The 18,406-nt window shown below is 70.1% G+C and carries 15 protein-coding genes; 5 read left to right on the forward strand and 10 right to left on the reverse strand.

What is annotated here, in order from left to right; all coding sequences use genetic code 11:
- Position 1 precedes the first annotated feature (1 nt).
- The 3 genes from hisD to OG385_RS24175 all read right to left on the reverse strand — a co-directional run bounded on the left by hisD (position 2) and on the right by OG385_RS24175 (position 4,169).
- Positions 2–1,330, reverse strand: a complete 1,329-nt coding sequence (gene hisD, locus OG385_RS24165; protein ID WP_266857576.1) for a histidinol dehydrogenase — start codon at positions 1,328–1,330, stop codon at positions 2–4.
- Positions 1,331–1,419: 89 nt separating this feature from the next.
- Positions 1,420–2,913, reverse strand: coding sequence for a CoA-acylating methylmalonate-semialdehyde dehydrogenase (locus tag OG385_RS24170; protein ID WP_266857578.1), 1,494 nt, complete (start codon positions 2,911–2,913; stop codon positions 1,420–1,422).
- Positions 2,914–3,062: 149 nt separating this feature from the next.
- Positions 3,063–4,169 (reverse strand): zinc-binding dehydrogenase, encoded by a 1,107-nt coding sequence (locus tag OG385_RS24175; RefSeq protein ID WP_266857580.1) that lies wholly within the window; start codon positions 4,167–4,169, stop codon positions 3,063–3,065.
- A 444-nt stretch (positions 4,170–4,613) separates the two neighbouring features.
- Between OG385_RS24175 and OG385_RS24180 the strand changes: the two genes are divergently transcribed.
- Positions 4,614–6,218, forward strand: coding sequence for a PucR family transcriptional regulator ligand-binding domain-containing protein (locus OG385_RS24180; RefSeq protein ID WP_266857582.1), 1,605 nt, complete (start codon positions 4,614–4,616; stop codon positions 6,216–6,218).
- 25 nt (positions 6,219–6,243) lie between these two features.
- Here the strand turns inward: OG385_RS24180 and OG385_RS24185 are convergent, their stop codons facing one another.
- From OG385_RS24185 to OG385_RS24195, 3 genes are all read right to left on the reverse strand, one after another.
- Positions 6,244–7,800 (reverse strand): APC family permease, encoded by a 1,557-nt coding sequence (locus OG385_RS24185; RefSeq protein ID WP_266857584.1) that lies wholly within the window; start codon positions 7,798–7,800, stop codon positions 6,244–6,246.
- A gap of 522 nt (positions 7,801–8,322) precedes the next feature.
- Positions 8,323–9,807 (reverse strand): sodium:solute symporter, encoded by a 1,485-nt coding sequence (locus OG385_RS24190; RefSeq protein ID WP_266857586.1) that lies wholly within the window; start codon positions 9,805–9,807, stop codon positions 8,323–8,325.
- On the reverse strand, positions 9,804–10,028 hold the full coding sequence (locus tag OG385_RS24195; RefSeq protein ID WP_266857587.1) for a DUF3311 domain-containing protein: 225 nt from the start codon (positions 10,026–10,028) through the stop codon (positions 9,804–9,806). The genes OG385_RS24190 and OG385_RS24195 overlap by 4 nt, the downstream gene beginning before the upstream one ends.
- 391 nt (positions 10,029–10,419) lie before the next feature.
- On the opposite strand from OG385_RS24195, the gene OG385_RS24200 reads away from it, so the two are divergent.
- Positions 10,420–11,565 carry a serine hydrolase gene (locus OG385_RS24200; RefSeq protein WP_323183840.1) on the forward strand — a complete coding sequence of 382 codons (1,146 nt, stop codon included), beginning with the start codon at positions 10,420–10,422 and terminating at the stop codon, positions 11,563–11,565.
- 74 nt (positions 11,566–11,639) lie between these two features.
- On the opposite strand, the gene OG385_RS24205 is transcribed toward OG385_RS24200, so the two are convergent.
- The 4 genes from OG385_RS24205 to OG385_RS24220 form a co-directional block, all read right to left on the reverse strand.
- On the reverse strand, positions 11,640–12,530 hold the full coding sequence (locus tag OG385_RS24205; protein ID WP_266857588.1) for a PhzF family phenazine biosynthesis protein: 891 nt from the start codon (positions 12,528–12,530) through the stop codon (positions 11,640–11,642).
- Between the two features lie 29 nt (positions 12,531–12,559).
- The gene (locus OG385_RS24210) at positions 12,560–12,895 is read right to left on the reverse strand and encodes a MazG-like family protein (protein ID WP_266857590.1); all 336 of its coding nucleotides are present in this window, start codon (positions 12,893–12,895) and stop codon (positions 12,560–12,562) included.
- A gap of 82 nt (positions 12,896–12,977) precedes the next feature.
- A complete protein-coding gene (locus tag OG385_RS24215) occupies positions 12,978–13,436 on the reverse strand; it encodes a lamin tail domain-containing protein (protein ID WP_266857592.1) in 459 nt (152 codons plus the stop codon).
- Between the two features lie 216 nt (positions 13,437–13,652).
- Positions 13,653–14,405 carry an SDR family oxidoreductase gene (locus OG385_RS24220; protein WP_266857594.1) on the reverse strand — a complete coding sequence of 251 codons (753 nt, stop codon included), beginning with the start codon at positions 14,403–14,405 and terminating at the stop codon, positions 13,653–13,655.
- 145 nt (positions 14,406–14,550) lie between these two features.
- Between OG385_RS24220 and OG385_RS24225 the strand changes: the two genes are divergently transcribed.
- The 3 genes from OG385_RS24225 (at position 14,551) to OG385_RS24235 (ending at position 18,405) form a co-directional block, all read left to right on the forward strand.
- Positions 14,551–15,828, forward strand: coding sequence for a multidrug effflux MFS transporter (locus tag OG385_RS24225; protein WP_266857596.1), 1,278 nt, complete (start codon positions 14,551–14,553; stop codon positions 15,826–15,828).
- Positions 15,829–16,021: 193 nt separating this feature from the next.
- A complete protein-coding gene (locus OG385_RS24230; protein WP_266857598.1) occupies positions 16,022–17,182 on the forward strand; it encodes a beta-ketoacyl-ACP synthase 3 in 1,161 nt (386 codons plus the stop codon).
- Positions 17,179–18,405: a beta-ketoacyl synthase gene (locus OG385_RS24235; protein WP_266857600.1), complete on the forward strand. Its 1,227-nt coding sequence runs from the start codon at positions 17,179–17,181 to the stop codon at positions 18,403–18,405. The genes OG385_RS24230 and OG385_RS24235 overlap by 4 nt, the downstream gene beginning before the upstream one ends.
- Position 18,406 lies beyond the last annotated feature (1 nt).

An 18,406-nucleotide genomic window follows, 5' to 3' on the forward strand; every position in this document is an offset into this window, starting at 1 on the left:
CTCACCTGCCGGATTCGCCGAGGCGTACGTCGTGGTCGCTCCACGACAGGCCCGCCTCGCCGTACCGGGCCGCGCGCAGGTCACCGGAGCGGGCGTGACCCTCGAAGTTCTCCAGGCGGGAGGCCCGACCGCAGATCTCGCCCAGCAGCGCACTGCTGGCCTTGTTCCGGACCTCCTGGTAGGTCACGGTCTTGAGGTACTTGCCCACCCACAGACCGCCGGTGTACCGGGCTGCGCCCATGGTCGGCAGGACGTGGTTGGTGCCGATGACCTTGTCACCGTAGGGAACGCAGGTGTCCTGGCCGAGGAAGAGGGCGCCGTAGTCCCGCATGCCGGTCAGGGCATCCCGCGGTTCGGCGGTGAAGATCTGCACGTGCTCGCTGGCGTAGGTGTCGGCCAGGGCGAAGGCCTCGTCCTGGCCGTCCACCACCACGACCTCGCCGTGGTCGCGCCAGGCCGCACCGGCGACCCTCCCGGTCGGCATGGCGGGCAGCAGTTCGCCGATGAACTCGATCGTGCGCCGGCCGACCTCGCGGGAGGTGGTGATCAGGACCGCCGGGGAGTCCGGGCCGTGCTCGGCCTGGCTGAGCAGGTCCACGGCGACCGTGAACGGGTCGGCGGTGTCGTCGGCGACGATGAGCACCTCGGTGGGCCCGGCGAACAGGTCGATCCCCACCTCGCCGAACAACTGCCGCTTGGCCTCGGCCACATAGGCGTTGCCGGGGCCGGCCAGCATATGGACCGGGTCGACGGTCTCGGTGCCCAGGGCAAGTGCGGCGACCGCCTGCACTCCGCCGAGTACGTAGATCTCCTCCGCGCCCGCCATGTGCATGGCGGCGACGCTGACCGGCGGCGGGGCGCCCTCGTTCGGAGGGGTGGTGGCGGCCACCCGCTCGACGCCCGCCACCTTCGCCGTGACGATGGTCATGTGCGCGGAAGCGGTGAGCGGGTAACGGCCGCCCGGCACATAGGCACCGGCCGCCGAGACCGGGATGTTGCGCTGTCCCAGGAACACGCCCGGCAGGGTCTCGATCTCGAAATCGTGCAGGGAGTCGCGCTGTGCCTGTGCGAAGTTCTGCACCTGCTGCTGCACGAAACGCAGATCTTCGAGGACGCCGGCGGGAACCGACGAGACGATGGATTTGATCTCCTGTGCGCCGAGCCGGTAGGACGGCCGGTCCCAGGAGTCGAACTTCGCCGAGTACCGGCGGACGGCGTCGTCGCCGTTGGCCCGCACGTCGGCGATGACCTCGGCGACGGTGTCGACGACCTCCGGGCGGCTGCTGCGCGCACCGCTCTTGGCGGCGGCGGACTTCAGTACAACGGGCACGGCTGGTCTCCTTGAGGAAAGGGAAAGCGGAGGGGGGAACTGTTCGGCCCGCGGAGAGGGGAACTACTCGGCCCGCGGAGGGGCGGCGGTCAGGTGTTCTCGGGGAATCCGAGGTTGATTCCGCCGTGGCTGGGGTCGAGCCACCGGGTGGTGATGACCTTGCCGCGGGTGAAGAACTGGACGCCCTCGGTGCCGTGGGCGTGGCTGTCACCGAACAGGGAGTGCTTCCAGCCGCCGAAGGAGTAGTACGCCATGGGGACGGGGACCGGGACGTTGACGCCGACCATGCCCACCTTGATCTCGTTGGCGAACTGCCGTGCCGCACCACCGTCGTTGGTGAAGATCGCGGTTCCGTTGCCGTACGCGTTGCGGTTGATCAGCTGGACGGCTTCGTCGTAGGTGTCCACGCGGACGACGGAAAGCACCGGCCCGAAGATCTCGTCGGTGTAGATGCTCATGTCGGTGCCGACGTGGTCGAAGAGGGTGGGGCCGACGAAGAAGCCTGCCCCGTCGGCGTCCGGACGCACCTCGCGCCCGTCGACCACCAGCGTGGCTCCGGCCTTCTCACCGGCGTCCACATAGCCGGACACCCGCTGCTGGGCCTGCGCGGTCACCAGGGGGCCCATGTCGCAGTCGCGGGTGCCGTCGCCGGTGCGCAGCTGGAGCGTGCGCGCCTTTATTCTGGCGACGAGTTCATCGGCGATGTTGCCGACAGCAACCACTGCTGAGATGGCCATGCACCTCTCACCCGCTGAGCCGTACCCGCCGTTGACGGCCTGGTCGGCGGCGAGATCGAGGTCGGCGTCGGGCAGCACGACCATGTGGTTCTTGGCCCCGCCGAGCGCCTGGACGCGCTTCCCGTGGGCGGCGGCCGTCTCGTACACGTACTGCGCGATCGGCGTGGACCCCACGAAGGACACGGACTCCACGTCCGGGTGGGTCAGCAGGCCATCTACGGCGGACTTGTCCCCGTTGAGGACGTTGAAGACACCGTCGGGAAGTCCCGCTTCCTTCCACAGCTCGGCCAGCCACAGCGCGGCGGTGGGAACCTTCTCGCTCGGCTTGAGGATGACGGCGTTGCCCGCCGCGATGGCAATGGGGAAGAACCACAGAGGCACCATGGCCGGGAAGTTGAACGGCGAGACGATGCCGACCACGCCGAGGGGCTGGCGCACGGAGTGCACGTCGACCCTGGTCGACGCGTTCTCGGTGAAGCCGCCCTTGAGCAGGTGGGGGATGCCGCAGGCGAATTCGACCACCTCCTGGCCCCGGCTGACTTCTCCGAGTGCGTCGGAGAGCACCTTGCCGTGCTCGGAGGTGATGATCTCGGCGAGTTCGGGCTTGCGGGCGTTCAGCAGCTCGCGGAAGCGGAACAGGACGCGGGTCCGCGCTGTCAGCGATGTGTCGCGCCAAGCGGGGAAGGCCGCAACTGCCGCCTCCACGACGGCATTCACGTCGCTCTCGGCGGCCAGCGCCAGCTGAGCGGTGACCTCTCCGGTCGCCGGGTTGGTGACGTCGGAGTACCGGTCGCCGATGCCTTCGAAGGCCGTACCGTTGCGCCAGTGGTGCAGCGTGAGTGCCATGGACTGATCCATTCTGCTGTCGTCTCTGCTGTCGTCGGGATCGCTGCTGAGGGAGTCCGCAGCGGGGACAGGCCGCCCGGGCCGGCGGCTGGTGCCGCGTCCATACGGGGCGGGGAGCGCTGTCTGATGAACGCGGGGAGTGCGAGGTGTCAGGCGTCGGGGTCGATCTCGATGAGAGCCCGGCCGACGATCTTTCCTTCGCTGAGAAGCCGGTATGCCTGGTCGGCCTGGTCCAGCGGGAAGCGCCGGCTGATCAGGGCCCCGGGGTCGAGACGCCCGTCGGCCACGAGCCGGCCCAGATGCGCCAGGTCCTGCCGGGGGCGTCCGCCGAAGGACCCGCAGACCTGGATCTTGCGGCGTACGAGCCGGGTGATCTCGATCTCGGCGGTGCGGCCTGCCGGTGCGATGCCGATCATCACGCACCGGCCGCCGTCGGCTGCCATCTCCGTGGCCTGCCGGAAAGTGCCCGGCTGCCCGATCGCTTCCACCACGAGACGGGCCCCTCCTCCGGTGATGTCGCGGACCGCCCGGACCGGGTCGGTGGTGGAGGCATTGACCGTGTCGGTCGCCCCCAGGCGCGACGCGGTTCCCAGCCGGTCGTCGGCGACGTCGACGGCCACGATGCGACCGGCGCCCAGGGCCTTGGCCACGGCTACGGCGCTGAGGCCGACACCGCCGGCGCCCACGATGACCACCGAGTCGCTCTCCCGCAGTTCGCCGACGTGGACCAGCGCGCCGTAGGCGGTCAGGAAGGCGCAGCCCAGGATCGCGGAGTCCTTGAGGTGGCCGCCGGAGGGGATCGGCGCCGCACCGAGCGCGGGCATGACGGCGTACTCGGCCAGGCCCGCCATGGAGTACATCCACACCGGATCGCCGTTGGCGTCGAAGAGCCTGGTCGTCCCGTCGTAGAGCGTTCCGTTCAGCCGGTTGTGTGCGAAGAACGGCTCGCACAGTTCCTCCCGGCCCGACGTACACATCGCGCAGGAGCCGCACGGCATGATGAATGCGCCGACGATGCTCTGGCCGGGGCTGAGGTGGTCCACACCGGCCCCCGTGTCGACAACCGTTCCGGAAATCTCATGCCCCAGAACCGCGGGGAACGGGAAGGCCACCGAGCCGTCATGGACGTGCAGATCGGTGTGGCAGACACCGCAGGCGGCGACGCGCACGAGGATCTCCCCCGGCCCGGGCCGGGGCATCCGCAGGTCTGCGATGCCGAAGGGTCCGGACGGGCGCGGAACGACGGCGGCTCTCATGGTGGTCCTCCAAGTGCAGATGGAACGTCCTGGCGCGGTGGGATCCGGGTCAGCGAGGTCCTGGTGCCTCGCGCTGCGGGGGAGCCGGCACCCGGCCGGCTGCCGACGCGCTCGCGGGGCGGGGCGCCGCTCCGGTCCGGCGGGAGCCCCTGCCCCGTCGCGCTCGCGGCCTGCGCTGCGCGACCAAAGCTGTGGCGTCCACCAGCATGAAGGCGAGGGCCACCCGCAAGGCAGACACAGACTGTGCAAGGATGTCGCCGAACGCTGCATCATTCGTGCAATCCCAGGACCCACCGCGCAGGGCACGATGGGGACCTGCCCCCTGACCGTGGCTCCGGGCGTCCTGCGTCCGGCACCCGTCCCGGCCAGTTGCATCGGCGCACCCCCCGCTGCGCCACCCGTACACCCGGGTGAAGTTCCTACTTGTTCCGAAGAGGTTCCGTCATGGCTCTGTCCGTAGCAGCCGCACTCCAACTGGAGGTCTTCAGCCGGACCGAGGTCCGTGTGTACGCGGGTGAGGAGAATCTGGACCGGACCATCCGCTGGGTCCATCCTGTGGAGATCCCCGACGTCGCCCGTTTCCTGACGGGCGGCGAGTTGCTGCTGACAGCCGGGCTCGGGGTCGGCCGTACGGCAGGTGAGCAGCGCCGTTACGTCCAGGAGGTCAGCGCCGCGAACGCTGCCGCACTCGTCGTGGAACTGGGCGGGAGGGCGTTCACCACGATGCCGTCGGCGCTGGTGGACGAAGCCCGGCAGCTGGGCCTTCCCCTGATCGGTCTGGTGGACGAGCTGCCGTTCGTCGAGGTGTCCGCGCAGGTGCATGAGTTGATCTCCGACGAGAGGAACGCCGACCTCCTCGCCTTCGAGCGGCTCAACGCGGACTTCATCCAGCTGCTTCTGGCCAGTCGCAGCCATGTGTCCTTCGCTGAGACGCTCGCCCACCACGTGGGCTCTCCCGTGGTCCTGGAGGACACCGACCACCAGGTCGTGGCGTACGCCGGGGGCACAGCGGACACCGATCTGCTGATGAAGAACTGGGGGCTGCACGCCAGGATGGCCCACCGGACCGGGGCTCCCAGCGAGCACAGCAGGTCAACGGTGGTTCAGTCGCACGAGGAGCCGGGCTGTACGCGCCGCATGATCGTCCTGCGCGGCGAGGCGTGGGGCTGGATCCACGTCTTCAACGGAAGGGCGGCTCTCTCGGGCGCCCACGCCTACGCCCTCGACCGCGCTGCGGACACGATCGCCATCGCCCTGCTCGGCGACCGGGAGAGCGGTGCACGCGCCTCCCACCGGCAGAGCTCACTGATCAACCGGCTGCTGCTGGGCGACATCACCGGCGAGCAGTTCGTCGACCGGGCGCTCAAGGTGGGCCGTGATCTGCGCGACCGGCCGCTTGCCGTGGCCGTCGTCTGCAAGGAGCCCGGCGACGACCACTCCGCCAGGCTGGCGCTGGAGCCGGTGCTGAAGAGCATGAAACTGCCGGCCGTCCTGGCCGACACCGGCGATCAGGTGCTGGCCGTCGTCGGTCTGACCCACCAGGTGTCCGGGCAGCAGCTCACCGAACAGCTCGACGCCCAGGGCGCCCGAGCAGGGGTGAGCCGCAGCGGCCCCGCCGAGCACCTCGTGGACGCGGCACGGCAGGCCCGTACAGCGGCGTCGGTGGCCGTCACCAGAGAGAAACCCACCACGCTCCACTTCGACCGGCTGGGCGTCCTGCGCCTGCTCGTGGCACTGGCCGACGGGCCCGAGCTGCACCGGTACGTCGATGTCGAGCTCGGGCCGCTCCTGCAGCACGATGCGACCGAGACGAACGCACTGCTGCCGACGCTGCAGGCCTACCTCGCCGCCGACGGCAACAAGACACGGGCCGCGGAGGCCTTGTTCATCCAGCGGCGCACGCTCTACTACCGCATCGAGCGTCTCAACGCGCTACTCGGCAGGTCCGTCGACGACCCCGAGGTGCGGGGCGGTCTCTCCCTGGCACTCCGCGCCCTCGACCTGATGGGCCCGCACCGTTCCGGCACGCCCGACAACCAACGCCGGTAGTCACTCCCCGGGAGAACCGGTGTTGCTACCGGGGGCCGGCCGTGCTGGGGGACGACGGCTTGGCCGCCCTTCTCGCATCGTGGTGCTCCCCGGAGCCACCGCCGATGTTCGCGTAGACGTCGGGGCGGGTCCTGCGCCACCGCAAGGCGACCAGGACACCGGCGACGACAATGGCGACCAGGAGCAACTGCTGTCCGTACGCGAGCCATTGCGGCGCGCCGATCGACATCGAGTAGTAGACCGAAGTCAGCGTGAGAAGGAGTACGAGTCCGGCGAGCGCCAGGATCGGTGCGACCGAGGTGTTCCAGATCCTCTCCCCGTGCTCGATGATCCGGAAGTAGCGCAGGACCGAGACGGTGGTCAGCGTGAACAGGATGAGCAGGGCGAACGTTCCGAGCGCGAACATGGACGAGTACATCGCCACGGCATCGAGCCTGCTGAGAAGGAACGGGAGCATACAGATCACCGCTGCTCCGGTGGCGAAAGCCGATGCGTTCGACGGGGAGCCGTGCCGGCCGTGGGCCTTACCGAGGAAGGAAGGCAGGATACGGTCGCGGCCGAGCGAATAGAGGTACCGCGACAGTGAATTGTGGGTCGACAGCGCACCGGCGAAAACGCTGGTGACGACCATCACGATCATGATCTGGGTGAAGGTGTCACCCATGTAGTGGCGGAAGCCCTCACTGAACAGAGTCGTAGGATTCGTCGAACCGGCCGCGGCCACACGACTCGGCCCCCAGAAGGTCACGATCGCCCATGAAGTGAGGACGTAGAACGCTCCGAGGCCGGAGATCGCGAGATAGGTCGCACGCGGGATGGTCTTTTCGGGCCGTTTGACCTCGTCGCGGTAGATCGCGGAGGACTCGAAGCCGAGAAAGCACGTGATGGCGAAGAGAGTTGCGACGCCGAGGTCCCCCTGGAACACATGCGCCGGCTGGAAGGACTCAACCTGGTAGCCCTGTGGGCCGCCAGTGAAGAGAACGGGCGCATTGAACAGCATGACCAGCACGACTTCCGCGACCATGAAGGCCGAAAGAACCTTGCCGGAAAGCTCCACATTGAAGTGCCCGAGTGCGGTGATGATGACGCAACAGAGCGCAGCCCAAAGCCACCAGGGCGTACTCGGTGCACCGAAGGAACTGAGTACGTTCTCGATGGAAACCCCGAAGAACGCATAGCTGCCGATCATGAAGACCAGGTAAGTGAAGGCGGCGAGGAGTCCTGTGCCGAGGCCGAGTGTTCGGGAGAGCCCCGCGGTGATGTAGGTGTAAAAGGCTCCGGGCTTCGGCAAGTTGCGGGTCATCGTGGTGAATCCGACGGCGAACAGCAGAAAGATCACGCCGACGAACGCGTAGATCACAGGCGTGCCGATCCCGTTACCGCGGGTGATGCCGAGCGGCAGTACGCCGGTTACGTTCCCGATGGGCGCCGACATGGCGAGCACGGTCAGAGCGAGCTGAAGGGTGCCCATGGTGCCGCGCAGGGTTCCAGCGGGTTTTTCGGATGGCACGGAAAGGCTGGCTTTGCCGGCTTCGGCAGGTATCCCGCTTCGAGAGCGGACTCCGGTGCTTTCGGCGCTCATGGTGTCCTTTCTGAGCCGCACTCGGACGAGCCGGGCATGCGCTCGCGCGAGCCACGTAAGGGGGTCGTGCCCCGCCGATACCGGTCGACAGCGAAACGCGGCCGGTCGGGCATGGTATCCGGCGTACCGGCACGGGCGCGGGGGCGTCGCCCTCTGTGAAGAAGGGTGAACTCGGTGAATTCGGTGACTGCTCGTCGGACGTCTTCGAGTGGGCGGCGCGCAAGTATTCGGGGGGCCTGTGGCTGTCCGTCGATCGGTCACTGCAAATTCGCGATGAATAGTAGAATGCGCCAACGTGACCGGGCATTGAAAGACACACTCTGTGCAGCGATGCACTCCGTGCTGCACAGTCCGGGAAGCGCCGTGCTGCACAGTCCGCGGAGCGCCGTGCTCACAGTCCGCGAAGCGCCGGAGAGCGAGTCATCGATTCCGTACGGTGGCTGGAGCCCTCGTTGCGTCGAGAAGCCCCACCATGCGCGGCATGGCGGGGCTTCTCCGAACCGGTGTGCGGTGGCCGGGCCGTCAGACGGCGCCGACCTTCGGTGCCGTATTCGCGGGGGCTTCACTCACCGAGGTGCGGGTGGCCGCCGAGACCGCGAACATCACGAGGGCGTTGGCCACGAGGGCGATGACGCCGACGTTGAGGTCCTTGACGGCCTGCGGCAGCCCCGGCAGCAGACTTCCGACGGTGGCGCCACTGATGGTCACCGCGCCGACGACCAGGACGCCCACGACGATGCCCGCTGCCGCGCCCTGTTTGCTGACCAGCTTGCGCGGGGCCAGGCTGACCAGCAGTGCCGGGAAGAGCTGCGTGACCAGCGAGTAGCCCATGAGCATCAGGTTCACGATGCTGCTGCCGCCGTTGAAGGTGAAGAACAGTGCGATCAGCGCCAGTACGGGCACCAGCAGCTTGGCCAGCCGGCCCACCGACTGTTCCGACGTCGCCGGGCGGGCGAGCTTGTAGACGTTCTTGGCCAGGCAGGTCGCCGAGGTCAGCAGGAGCAGCGAACCGGGGACCAGCGCGGTGAGCACACCGGCGCCGCCGATGACCCCCACGAACCACGGGTCGAAGGACTTGACCGTGATCCGCAGCATCGACAGGTCGGCGTCCGCACCCTTCAGGCCGGGAACGGCGATCAGCGCGGCGAATCCGGCCAGGAAGACGAAGAGCAGGACGAGTTGGTAGAGCGGCATGAAGATGGCGTTCCGGCGGAACACCCGCTCGTTCTGGGCGGTGTAGGAGGCGCTGAACGAGTGCGGCCACATGTAGAAGCCCAGCGTGGACAGCAGGACGGTCGAGACGAACCAGGACGGGCTGAGGCCGCTGTGCTGGAGGGTCAGGAAGCCCGGTTTCGCGGTGTTGATGGTGTGGAACATGTGGCCGACGCCGCCTGCGTAGTGCAACGGCAGGTAGATGCCGAGGAACAGCACCACCGAGAGGATCAGGACGTCCTTGAGGACCGCGGTCCAGGCCGAACCGTGGATGCCGGAGATGGTCACGTACACGGTCAGCGCGACCGTGCCGATGATCACCGCGATGGTCTTGGAGATATGGCCGTACGAGGCCTCGGAGACGATGATCCCCATACCGGTGAGCTGGAGGACCAGGTACGGCACCATCGCCACGACGCCGACCAGGGCGACCAGCGCGCCGAGCAGGGGACTGTCGAACTTCTTGGCGAAGAAGTCGGACTGGGAGACGAGCCGGTGCTCCTTGGCGTAACGCCAGATCGCCGGCAGCAGCCAGTACGACATCACGTACCCCAGTGCGCCATAGCACAGGATGTACAGGGCGGGCCCGCCCTTCCCGTACGCCCAGCCCGAGGCGCCGAGGAAGGTGAAGGTGGTGTAGATCTCGCCGGCGAGCAGCAGGAAGACGAAGGTCGTTCCGAAGCTGCGGCCGCCGACGGACCATTCTTCGAGGTCCATGTCCTTGCCGCGGCGGGCCTGTAGCCCGAGGCAGATGGCGACCAGGAGGAAGCCGAGGATGACGACGAGTGCGGTCATGCCGAGTGCTCCTCCCGGTTGCGGGGATCGAGTTTGTAGATCACGGCCATGACCACCGAGATCAGGGCCACCCACAGGACGATCCAGAACAGGATGAAAGGCATTCCGAGTACGTAGGGCGTCACCCGGTTGGCGAACCAGATTCCGCCGAGGATCCCGATGAACGGGATCGCCCCGATGAGGGGGAGCAGGGCGCCGCCAACCGGACGGGGTTTGGACACAGGGGGCATGGGGACGTCCCGGGGTAGTGGTGAGCGCGTGTTATTCCACTGTGTGATCCGCAGTGCGTATTCCGTCATGCTTGTATTCCGTCATGCGGAATTAACTTTCCGGCATGAGCGTAGCCGCCGGTGCGGGATCTCTGTCAAGGCTCTGGCGGGCACCGCTTTCAATTCAACACTTCGTTGAATTCGCCCTGGTGGGAGGGGTTTTGGCGGCTGCGGACCAGTGTGCGACCGCCCGCCCGGACACCCCGCCCGCGCAACCGCGGTTCTCCTGACCTGGGTGCGGCCGCGGGGGCCGCCCGACCGCGTGACGCGCCCCCTGAAGCATTTCGGGTGATCCGCACCCCCCGGCGCACCCGCGCACAGCTCCGGTTCGTACGATCCCTCAGTGACCAGCGACGCTTCGCCCTCCAGGCGCGCAGTGCTCGGCCTCGCCGCCGCTGCCGTGCCCGCCGCTCTTCTTGCCACCGGGGCCGCACCGGCCTCGGCCGCCACCGCCGTGGGGGGTGAGCGGCTCGGCCTCGACGGGATACAGGTGAGTCCCGGCGGCGCGCCCCGGCTTCCGCACCTTGCCGCCCAGTCGTGGCTCGTCGCGGACTACGAGAACGGGGAGGTGCTGGCCTCCTACCGCGCGCACCACCGGCTGCCGCCCGCCTCCACGCTCAAGATGCTCTTCGCGGACACCGTGCTGCCCAAGTTCGACAAGAAGCTGAAGCACCGGGTCACCGCGGCCGATCTGGCGGGCATACCGGAGGGCAGCAGCCTGGTGGGCGTCGAGGCCGGTACGTCCTACACGGTCGACCAGTTGTGGCACGGGGTCTTCCTGCGCTCCGGCAACGACGCCGTCCATGTGCTCAGCGCCATGAACGGCGGAGTGCCCGCCACCGTGCGCGAGATGGCGGCGAAGGCCGTCGACCTGCAGGCCCTCGACACCCATGTCGTCAGCCCGGACGGATACGACCACCCCGGGCAGGTGTCATCGGCGTACGACCTGTCGCTGTTCGCCCGGCACGGGCTGCGGAACGCCGACTTCCGGGGCTACTGCGGGACCCGGATCGCCGAGTTCCCGGCCCGGGGCGGCAAGAAGTTCCAGATCCAGAACACCGACCGGCTGCTCGGTGTGTACAAGGGCATGATCGGCGTCAAGAACGGCTACACCACACACGCGGGCAACACCTTCACCGGCGCCGCCACCCGCGACGGCCGCACCCTGCTGGTCACCGTCATGCATCCGGTGAACGGCTACGACCAGGTGTACAAGGACACGTCGGCGCTCCTCGACTGGGGCTTCCGGGCCGCGGGCAAGGTCACTCCGGTCGGCACGCTCGTCGCCCCGGTCAGCGAGGGCGGCCGCCCCTCGGCCGCCGCCACCCCGGCGCCGGGCCCGAACGCGGCGCGGGCCGGCTCCGGCGGGTCCGGCGGCTCCTCGTCCTCATGGCCGCTGTTCGGCGCTGGCGGCGGGGCGGCAGCGCTGCTCGCCGCCGGCACGGTGGCCATGCGCAACCGCCGGCCGCGCCGTACCCGCAAGCACTGAACCGCCCGCCGGGGCGGCCGGGCACCCGCCCGGCCGCCCCGGTCAGCCGGTCGCCTGGGGGCCTTGCGCGCCGGTCAGCCGCTCTCCGCGATACGGGTGCCCGTGCCGCTCACCCGTACCCGCGCGTCGCCCGCCCGCAGTGCGACCGTCAGCTCGCCGGGGCGGCCCATGTCCGCGCCCTGGTGGAGCGTGAGCACCGCGTCCTCCGCGACGAGGCCCAGCTCACGCGCGTACGCACCGAACGCCGCGGCGGCGGCCCCGGTCGCCGGGTCCTCGACCACGCCGCCCACCGGGAACGGGTCCCGGACATGGAAGACCGTCTCCGACTCCCGCCACACCAGCTGGAGCGTGGTGAGGTCCAGGGTGTGCATGAACGCGGTCAGCCGGTCGAAGTCGTACGTGAGGTCCGCCAGCCGGGACCGGGTCGCGGCTGCCAGCACCAGATGGCGCGCGCCGGCGTAGGCGATACGGGGCGGGAGGGCCGGGTCGAGGTCGGAGGTCTGCCAGCCCAGTGCGCCCAGTGCTTCGCCGACGTCGTCCCCGGCCACGTCGAGGACGGCCGGCTCGACGCTCGTCAGGGTCGCCCGCAGCGCGCCGCCCTCATCGGCCACCGTGACCGGCACCGTGCCCGCACGGGTGGCGAGGAGGAGATCACCGGGACCGTGCCGTTCGGCGAAGGCGATGGCGGTGGCGACCGTCGCGTGCCCGCAGAACGGGACCTCGGCCTGCGGGCTGAAGTACCGGACGGTGAAGGCCCGCCCCGGTTCCCCGCCCAGCCCGGCCGGCGGCGCGGTGAGAAACGCGGTCTCGCTGTACCCGAGCTCCGCCGCGATCGCGAGCCGCGCCGCGTCGTCGAGCCCGGCGGCGTCCAGCACGACCCCGGCGGGGTTGCCCCCGGCGGGGTCGGTGGAGAACGCGGTGTAGCGGAGTATTTCGGGGCTGCGGTGGGTGGCGGGTGGCGTCATGTCCGTTGCCAACTGCCGATCCCACGTGATCATTCCCCGGCGGGGTCCGGCCGGCTCAGGGAGCGGTCCGCGACCCGCGCCAGATGACCGGCGAAGACCTCGGCCGCGTCCGGGGTCAGCGTGCGCAGCGCCACCATCGCCGTCACGATCACATCGCAGAGCTCGGCCTCCACGTCCTGCCAGCTGTGCGATGTGCCCTTGCGGGGATTCTGGCCGGTGGCGCCGATCACCGCCTGGGCGACCTCGCCGACCTCCTCGGAGAGCTTGAGGATCCGGAGCAGGGTCTCCTCATGAGGGGGCCGGGAGGCGGAATCGGCCAGCCAGGCGTGGAGTTGGGAGACGGTGGTCCAGGCGTGTTCGTCCATGGACGGCACCCTGCCATGCCTGTGCACCGGTTCCCGCGTCAGCGGTTCCCGCGCCGGTGCTGCTGCCGGTGCGCTCAGCGGGTCAGCTGGTGACGTACCCCTTGCCGGGGTGCGACCACGAGACGCTGTCCTTCTTCTTGCCCTTGGAGTCGGTCAGTGTCGCCGTGTCGCGGTCGTTGTTCCACACATACGCGCCGCGCCTCTGGTACTTGGACGCCGTCGTGTTCGTGCCCTTGCCCGTGTACACGGTGACCGACTGGTTCCGCTTGAGGGTGACGCTGCCGAAGGTGTACGTGTGCCGGCTCGCGTCGGTCACCTTCCAGCCCTTGATGCTGACAGTCGACTTGCTCCGGTTCTGGAGCCGTACCCACTCGCCGTTGAGGCTCTTGTTGGTGCGGGTGTCCTTGCCCGGCGAGTCGTACTGGACCTTGCTGATCTGTACGGGCGATGTGGCCGCCGAAGCGCTCGGAGCGGTGGCGAGCAGCGCCCCCGCGAGGGCGGTGGCGAGCAGTGCGGCGGAGGCCGTGGAACGTATGCGCAAGGTGCGCTCCTGGTGTGGAAAGTGTGAAGGAACCTTGAAGTAGTGGAGTGTAGAGGGCAGAAGAGGCCGCCGTGCCCGCTTTCCGCCAAGTCGCCTCTCCCTCAACTCGCTTCTCCACAACTCGCTTCTCCTCAACTCCCCGGCCCGCACGGCCCGGTGCGGTGCGCACGGGCTCGGCCCCACCCACCGCCCGGCCCCCGTCACCCCCCGCCCGGCTCAGCCGCGTCCCACGTACGGCATCGACGTCGCCAGCACCGTCGCGAACTGCACATTCGCCTCCAGTGGCAGGTCCGCCATGTGCAGCACCGTGCGCGCCACGTCCGCCACGTCCATCACCGGCTCGGCCAGCAGCTCGCCGTTGGCCTGCTTGATGCCGCTGCGCATCCGCTCGGTCATCTCGGTCGCCGCGTTGCCGATGTCGATCTGCCCGCAGGCGATGCGGTACGGACGGCCGTCCAGGGAGAGGGACTTGGTGAGGCCCGTCAGGGCGTGCTTCGTCGCGGTGTACGCGATCGAGTCCGGGCGCGGGGCGTGCGCCGAGATGGAGCCGTTGTTGATGATCCGGCCGCCCTGCGGGTCCTGCTCCTTCATGAGCCGGAAGGCGGCCTGCGCGCACAGGAACGAACCCGTCAGATTGGTGTCGACGACCCGCCGCCACGCCTCGTACGGAAGGTCCTCCACCGGCACCCCGCCGGGGCCCGAGATGCCCGCGTTGTTGAAGAGCAGGTCCAGTCGCCCCCAGCGCTCCCGCACCGCGCCGAAGAGCGCGCCCACCTCGTCGGGGGATGTGACGTCCGCCACTACGGGGAAGGTCTCGCCCCCGGTGAGCGCGGCCGTCCCGGCCAGCTTCTCCATGCGGCGCCCGGCCAGCGCCACCGACCAGCCCGCGTCCGCCAGGGTGCGGGCGACACTGCGCCCGATACCGGAACCCGCGCCGGTGACCACTGCTGTCTTCCGAGATGTGTTCATGGGGGCGCAGATTACGACAGGGCAGGTCCCGGGGCGGGCCCCGGTACCGGCGGGGGGCGCGGTCCCGACCGTGCGCCGGGCGTGCATCACCCCGGCTCGCGTGATCCGTCTTTATCACACCCGCTGAGCTGAGAGTATGGGGGCCATGCCGAAGACCTCTGCCCCGGAGCACATACGCACCGGGCTCCCCGCCCCTGCCGTCGCCCGCACCACCGGAATCCTGGTCACCCTCGTCCTCGGCGGGCTCACCGCGCTGCCCGCGCTCTCGATGGACATGTATCTCCCCGCGCTGCCCGAGGTCACGGACGCGCTGCACTCGCCCGCCGCCACCGTTCAGCTCACCCTCACCGCCTGCCTGATCGGTATGGCGCTCGGCCAGCTCGTCGTCGGTCCGATGAGTGACAAGTGGGGAAGGCGGCGGCCGCTCCTCATCGGCATGGCTGTGTACGTCGCCGCCACCGCGGTCTGCGCCTTCGCGCCGAGTGTCGAACTGCTCATCGGCTTCCGGCTGTTGCAGGGTCTCGCGGGCTCCGCGGGCATCGTGATCGCCCGTGCGGTGGTGCGCGATCTCTACGACGGTCTGGAGATGGCGCGGTTCTTCTCCACGCTGATGCTGATCTCCGGCGTCGCCCCGATCGTCGCCCCGCTCATCGGCGGCCAGATCCTCCAGATCACCGACTGGCGCGGAGTCTTCGTCCTGCTCACCGTGGTCGGCTCGCTGCTCACCCTCGTGGTGTGGAAGTGGCTGCACGAAACGCTGCCGCCCGAGCGGCGGCACACCGGCGGTGTGGGCCACGCGCTGCGGACCATGCGCACGCTCATCGCCGACCGGGTCTTCACCGGCTATCTGCTCGCCGGGGGTCTCGCCTTCGGGGCGCTCTTCGCGTACATCTCGGCTTCGCCCTTCGTCGTGCAGGACATCTACGGGGCGTCGCCGCAGATGTTCAGCCTGCTCTTCGGGATCAACTCGGTCGGTCTGGTCGCGGTCGGCCAGATCAACGGCAAGCTGCTCGTCGGCCGGGTCAGCCTGGACAAGGCGCTCGGTTTCGGGCTGACGGTCATCACACTCGCCGCCACGGCGCTGCTGCTGATGACATCCGGGGTCTTCGGCCACGTCGGCCTCTTCCCGATCGCCGCCGGGCTCTTCGTCCTGATGTCGGCGATGGGCCTGGCCATGCCGAACACCAACGCGCAGGCGCTGATGCGCACCCCGCACGCCGCGGGATCGGCCTCGGCGCTGCTCGGCAGCTCCACCTTCCTGCTCGGCGCGGTGGCGTCCCCGCTGGTCGGCATCGCGGGCGAGGCGACGGCCGCCCCGATGGCCGTGGTCCAACTGGTGTGCGGGCTGGGCGCGATGACCTGCTTCCTGGTGCTGTGCCGGCCGTGGCAGCGCAGGGCGCCCGCGGTGGCGGCAACACTGTAGCCACCCGGGTGCGGCGGTGCGCCGCTTCGGCCGCCCGGCCGGTCCGTATCGAAGCGTCGCAGGTCATGGCGGTGTACGGACGCGGTTCGAACGGCTGACCAAGGGCCACCCGTTCGGCCCCGTGCTGCGAAACCCTTCCCCCTCGTAAGCCGTTCTGCTGCCGCAGACAGCGTACGGACGAGGGGGGGACGGGGTGGCTCTGGTCGAGTCGGTGGCCGGGTGGGTGCCGCCGTGGCGCGTGACCAACGACGAATTACCCGCGCACTGGGGTGTGGACGACCACTGGGTGCGCACCCGGACCGGGATCGCGGCCCGTCACCGGAGCGGTCCCGGCGTCTCCACCGGGGACCTGGCGTACGCGGCGGCCCGGCTGCTCCTGGAGCGCGCGGGCCATCCGCGCGTCGACGCGCTCGTCCTGGCCACGGCCACCCCCGACCACCCGTGTCCGGCCACGGCTCCCGCCGTCGCCGCCCGGCTGGGCCTGGGTTCCGTCGCGGCGGTCGACGTGTCGGCGGTGTGCAGCGGCTTCATCTACGGGCTGGCCTGCGCCCAGGGTCTGGTGGCCGCCGGAATCGCCGAGCGTGTCCTGCTGGCCGGCGCCGACACGTACTCCGGCTGGCTCGACCCGGACGACCACAGGTCCGGGGTCGTCTTCGGCGACGGCGCGGGGGCCGCGCTGGTCGCGGCGGGGCCCGCCGGAGCCCCCGGGGAACTGCTCGGCTTCGACCTGGGCAGCGACGGCACCGGACACGACCTGATCACCGTGGCGGGCGGCGGCTCGCGGGCGCGGTCCGCGCGGGGACCCGCAGCGCCGGGCGACGGCTACTTCCGGATGCGCGGCGGAGCCGTCTACCAGCAGGCCGTCGAGCGGATGACGGCCTCCTGCCGGACCCTCCTCGCCAAGCTGGACTGGGACCCCGGGCAGGTCGACCACTTCGTACCGCACCAGGCCAACGGCCGGATCCTCAGCGCGGTCGCCGAGCGGCTGGGCATCGACCCCGCCCGGTGCGTGACCCACCTGGACCGTGTCGGCAACACCGGCGCCGCCTCCATTCCGCTCGCACTCGCCGACGCGGATGCCAGGGGTGCGCTGCGGACCGGCGACCGCGTACTGCTGACCGCCTTCGGCGGCGGCCTGACCTGGGGGTCGGCGGCGCTGCGCTGGGCCGGTCCGGCCGCCGCCGCCGGCGGGTCAGCTGCTTCTGCCGCCTCCGCCCGGTCAGCTGCCTCGGCTGCTGGTTCAGCTGTGTCTGACGGCATCCCCGCTTCCCGTACGACTGCTTCCCGTACGACCGCTTTCCGTACCACCGCTGCGCGGCCCGCCGCGGCCGCACTCTCCGAGGAGCTCTCATGAGGACACCCGAGATCGCTGTGACCGGACTGGGGATGATCACCCCGGGTGGCGTCGGTGCGGCCGAGACCTGGGAAGAGGTCCGCGCCGGGCGGCCCACCGCCCGCCGGCTGCCCGAACTGCGCGGCCTGCCGGTCGACTTCGGCTGTCCCGTGGACGGGGTCGACCTGGACGCCGCGGTCGGCGGACGGAAGACCTGGCGGATGCACCGGTTCGTCAAACTGGCGGTGATCGCGGCCCGGCAGGCCGTCGCCGACGCCGGGCTCGACCCCGCGGGCTGGGACGGCGGCCGGGTGGGGGTCGTCATCGGTGTCGGAGTCGGCGGCGTCTCCGTTCTCACCGACAACGCCCTGCGGCTGAGCGCCGAAGGCCCGGGCGCGGTCTCCCCGCTGCTGGTGCCGATGATGATCCCCAACGCGGCCGCGGGCGAGGTCGCCATCGCGCTGTCGGCGCACGGGCCGAGTCTGGCACCCGCCACCGCCTGCGCGTCCGGCGCCACGGCCATCGCCGTCGCCCGTGACCTGCTGGCGTCCGGGCAGTGCGACGTCGTGGTGGCCGGGGGAGCGGAGTCGGTTCTCCAGCCGCTCGTGGTGTCCGGATTCGCGCAGATGGGCGCCGTGTCGAGGCGCTGCGACGACCCGGCGGGGGCGTCCAGGCCGTTCGCCGGGGACCGGGACGGTTTCGTCATCGCCGAGGGCGCCGGGATGCTGGTTCTGGAGCGGGCCGCCGACGCGGCGGCGCGAGGGGGCCGGGCGCGGGCGCTGCTCGCCGGGGTGGGATCGACCACCGACGCGCACCACCCCACCGCCCCCGACCCGCGCGGCCGCTGTGCGCAGGCCGCCGTCGAGGAGGCGCTGCGGGACGCGGGCTGGAGTCCCTACGACGTCGGGCACGTCAACGCGCACGGCACGTCCACCCCGCTCAACGACGCGATGGAGGCCGACGTGATCGCGCGGGTCTTCCCGCACTGGCCACCGGTGACCTCGGCCAAGGGCGTCCTGGGGCACTCGCTCGCGGCGGCCGGGGCGATCGAGGCCGCGCTGACCGTACTGACCCTGGAGGAGGGCGTCATCCCGCCGATCGCCAATCTGGACGCCCCCGCTGTGGAGTTCGACCTGAACTGTGTGACCAAGCAAGCGCGCCGCGAATCGGTGGAGCGGGCCGTCAGCCACTCCTTCGGCTTCGGCGGGCACAACGTGGTGCTGGCCTTCCAGCGCGGAGCGTGAG

Origin of the sequence: Streptomyces sp. NBC_01306 (assembly GCF_026340465.1) — a bacterium.
Classification (GTDB): domain Bacteria; phylum Actinomycetota; class Actinomycetes; order Streptomycetales; family Streptomycetaceae; genus Streptomyces.